The 3,955-nt window shown below is 63.2% G+C and carries 3 protein-coding genes and 2 pseudogenes; all 5 read right to left on the bottom strand.

From position 1 onward, the window contains the following. Positions 1-95 precede the first annotated feature (95 nt). The gene (locus ACY693_RS16255; protein ID WP_462322858.1) at positions 96-353 is read right to left on the bottom strand and encodes a thioredoxin family protein; all 258 of its coding nucleotides are present in this window, start codon (positions 351-353) and stop codon (positions 96-98) included. Then, positions 354-767: pseudogene (locus tag ACY693_RS16260) on the bottom strand (permease); the annotation flags it as partial. A 269-nt stretch (positions 768-1,036) separates the two neighbouring features. Next, the gene (locus ACY693_RS16265) at positions 1,037-1,618 is read right to left on the bottom strand and encodes a Uma2 family endonuclease (RefSeq protein ID WP_462322857.1); all 582 of its coding nucleotides are present in this window, start codon (positions 1,616-1,618) and stop codon (positions 1,037-1,039) included. A 227-nt stretch (positions 1,619-1,845) separates the two neighbouring features. Then, complete coding sequence (locus ACY693_RS16270) at positions 1,846-2,313, bottom strand: HlyD family efflux transporter periplasmic adaptor subunit (RefSeq protein WP_462322859.1); 468 nt, start codon at positions 2,311-2,313, stop codon at positions 1,846-1,848. 156 nt (positions 2,314-2,469) lie between these two features. Next, positions 2,470-3,744, bottom strand: a pseudogene (gene arsJ / locus ACY693_RS16275) (organoarsenical effux MFS transporter ArsJ); the annotation flags it as partial. Between the last annotated feature and the right edge of the window lie 211 nt (positions 3,745-3,955).

Here is a 3,955-nt window from a genome sequence, read left to right on the forward strand (position 1 = left end):
CAAGCCTCCACGGACGGATTCACGGCGTCCCCCGATCGCCGCTGCCCGACCCGGAGCGGGCTTGAAGCGCCGAAAACCGATCTGCAATGGGTATATCACGCGTCGGCGCTTCGGGTGCCCGCGCTGACCCAGGCGCGCGCCTGATCTGGACCCGGCACGCCACCGGAATGGACGACAACGCCATCGACCACCACCCCCGGCGTCGACATCACGCCATACCCCATGATCTGGGCGATGTCGGTGACCTTCTCCAGCTCGATCTCGACGCCGGCCTCTTGGGCGGGCTGGCCGATGACCTTCGCGGTGATCTCGCAATTGCGGCAGCTGGAGCCAAGCACTTTGATCTGTTTCATGAGCGCCGCCAGCTTCCAGCCGAGGATGCCGATCAAGAGCACGGCGGCGACCTCGTTGATCATTGGCGAGGCGATCAGGAACGAGAAGGTCACCCCCAGCGGGATGCCGGCCTCGACGAAGCCGATGAACAGTGGCACCGACGAGCAGGAGCAGAATGGCGTCAGCGCGCCCAGGCCCACGGCGAGACCACGCGACTGCCAATCGGGCCGGCCGCGCACGAGCTCGCGGACCCGCTCGGGCGAGACCAGCGCGCGTAGCAGGCCCATGAGATAGATGATAATGACCAAGAGCGCGAAGATCTTCGCCACGTCCATGACGAAGAATTGCAGTGCGGCGCCCGTGGCCGAGTCTGGGCTCAGGCCGACTAGCGAATAGGCGATGAGGTCGCCGAGCCAGGCGAAGGGATCGGGCATGGGGAGGCTCCGGATATGGGTGTCGGGGCCGTCTGTGCTTGGCAGCGATGCATGGTCTACTTCCCGGTGATTGCCGGACACTGGCTCTGAAATAGGGAAGCAGTTGCTGGATAGGTTCTGAGTACGACCTTGGCGACGGCTAACTCTGGCGACAAGCCTAGCAGATATGGAATTTCATATATTTGATCTTTAGCATGTCTTCGGGTTCTCGGTACAAGCGAAGCGGAGATGACCTCGGGAGTGCCCGTTGCGCGCAAGCCCGGAACGATTCAGCTGGGAAGGAGGCCGCTGTCGAGATAGATTTCAGCGAGCGGTATGGCGATGCCGAGCGCCGATAGCTCGACCTCGTCGCTGGCCTGCTGGAAGAGTCGCGGGGTCCAGAGTTCCGCATCCTTTCGGTAGTGCAGCACGGCGACCTCGTTTGAATCGACCAACAGGTAATCGGTGAGCGACTCGATCGTTTGGTACTGCATGAACTTGGTGCCCTTGTCGTCATGAGCCGTGCTGAGCGAGAGGACCTCGACGATGAGCACCGGGTTCAGCAGTGCGCGCAGTCCGTTGATGGGGGTGTAGCGCGGATCGCAGGCGACCGAGACGTCGGGATACAGGTAGGGACTGCCCGCGTGGACCTTGATGCGTTGATCGCTCGTGAAGGTGCGGCAGCTGGAGCCGCGCAGCCGCGCGCGTAGCTCAGCACCGACATTGAGGCAGATGATGTTGTGCTCCGGCTGGGCCTCGGTCATGCAGTGGACATCGCCATTACGCCATTCCCAGCGCTCGGGCGCGGTCTCGGAATCCAGGGCGAAGTAGTCCTCGAGGGGGACGAAGCGATCTTTCAGGACGGTTGGCATGATTCACCGTTTTATGTGACAACGCGACAGTCGCGTGAGGCGGTCACGCAAGTGCATCGATTGCAGCGTGACTCCAATCATAGCAACCAGGAGAAGCAAACAGACGACGCGGTTTGGGAATGTTCAAGGCTCGATGGGCGTTGACCAGGACCGGCACGATCCCGCCCTTGTCGGACATCGTCCGTGAGCGGGCTGCGGCTGCGGTCGTGCCGTGACTTATTGAGAATCTAGGTCGGCATGGTGTCGGTGAGTGTCGTTAATGCAGGACCTTGACCGGCCACGGCGGACTCAACCCGCACCTGCGCGGCCATGCCGATGGCAACGTCGGCTCGCTCTGGAAGCTGTGCCTCGAAGATCCGCTGGCCGGTCTCCGGCTCGAGGGCTGGCCAGGCGCGCGTCAGTATCAGCTCTATTTGATCGGCCGGCGCGCCATCAAAGCGAGCCTGCACCCTTTGCCCCGGCGCCAGTCCGAGTGTCCTCGAGCCGTCGATCGAGAAGCGGAGCACCAGGCTATCTGGGTCGAAGAGCTCAAACAGCAGCATTTGCGCCTTCACCTCACGGCCTTCAACGCGCGCATACGCCCGCGCGACTGAGCCGTCCCAAGGCGCCCGAACCTGGTGTTCAGCGGTATCAGCGTCGATTGGCAGGATGCGCAGAAGGACCTGTCCGGCGCTGACGGTGTCGCCCTCGCGCACCGAGCAGCCTTGCGCCCGCCCCGCGATAGGCGCATAGAGCTCGGCCAGTCGTGTCGCCTCGACGTGGGCGTCGACATCGACAAAAGTGGGTTGGGGAAACGCGGCAGTCTGGGCAATGGTTCGGGGCAGCGCGTTGGCGCCAGCGGTTTGGGGAGTGCGGGGCAGCCAAAGCGAGAGCAGGGCGGCGGCGAGCACGAAGCCGGTCGACCACCACAGACAGCCCTCAAGTCCCTGCGTCTGGTAGATCAGACCCGAGAGCACGGTTCCGGCGAGGCGGCCGCCGGCGTTCGCCATGTAGTAGAAGCCGACGTTGAGTGCGACCTTGTCGGCATCGGCATAGGCCAGGATCAGGTAGGAATGCACGGCAGAGTTGATGGCGAAGGCGATGCCAAACAGCATCAAGCCACCGATCAGCACCGCGCTCTGGATCTCGGCCGTTGAGGCCGTCGCGAGCCACCCGAGGTCGGCGCCGGTCACCTCGGTCAGCCAGCTGACCAATACCGGTGTGACCTCAGGCCCATGGGTCATGCCCAGCGCGATGCCTGCCGGGATCAACGCCAGTACCAACGCGCCGAGCAGCGCCGTGCGCCCGCTAGGACCCTGACCCAGCTTGTTCGGACGGATCAGGGCCGGCGCGCCGGCCTGGACGAAGCCGTAGCCGATGACCCAGAGGGCAAGGAAGGCGCCAACGGCTGTGTACTCCCAGCCAAGCACATCGTAGAGGAAGACCGGCAGCGCCACGACGAACCAGATATCGCGGGCGCCGAAGAGGAAGAAGCGGGCTCCTGAAAGCCAGTTGATCGCTGGCGTATTGGAGAACACCTGTGTGAACTTGGCCTTTTCCTTCAGCTTGCCGACGCCAGAGGGCAGCAGCGCGATGGTGATGATCATCACCAGGAACAGCCCGCCTGCGAGGATGAAGAGTGCATTGCGGAAGCCAAATCCCTGCAGCAGCGCAGCGCCAACGAAGAAGCCGGCACCCTTGAGCGCGTTCTTGGAACCGGTCAGCACAGCGACATACTTGAACAGCTTGGACTCGCCGCCCGCGCCACCGGTCAGCGTCTTGACCGTGGCTTTAGCGGACATCTTGTTCAGATCCTTGGCAATGCCGGACAGGGCCTGGGCGGCCATCACATAGACCACTCCGAGCCAGGCATCGGGCACTGTCAGCATCATCAGTGCGATGACCTGTAGTCCCATGCCGATGTGCATGGTGAGATTGAGCCCGATGCGCGAGCCGAGCCAGCCGCCGACCAGGTTGGTGACGATGCCGAAGACCTCGTAGAAGAGGAACAGCATCGCAACTTCGAAGGGGGAATAGCCGAGCTGGTGGAAGTAAAGCACCACCAGCATCCGGATTGCGCCGTCGGTGATGGTGAAGGCCCAGTAGCCGGTCGTGACTGTTAGGTAGTTGCGCGTGTTCGTGTCCATTGACTGCCTGTCAGTCGGCGTTCGGGCAGTCGATGCCGCTCGCAGTGCGAGCCTGCCCATGCGGCCGAAGCCGTTGGTGGCGACGCGAAGTTTCGCCGCTAAAGGCTATCCAACTCAGCGAGCGCCGCTTGCACCATGTTCTCCGGCAGTGGGACATAGCGCAGCGCCTCGGCATACTGCTGGCCGTCGGTGAGCATCCAGCGCACGAGAT

The organism is Halochromatium sp., from assembly GCF_054919635.1.

Coding starts and splice junctions, on each gene's coding strand:
- ACY693_RS16255 (WP_462322858.1), bottom strand. CDS start 353: ATGAAACAGATCAAAGTGCTTGGCTCCAGCTGCCGCAATTGCGAGATC.
- ACY693_RS16265 (WP_462322857.1), bottom strand. CDS start 1,618: ATGCCAACCGTCCTGAAAGATCGCTTCGTCCCCCTCGAGGACTACTTC.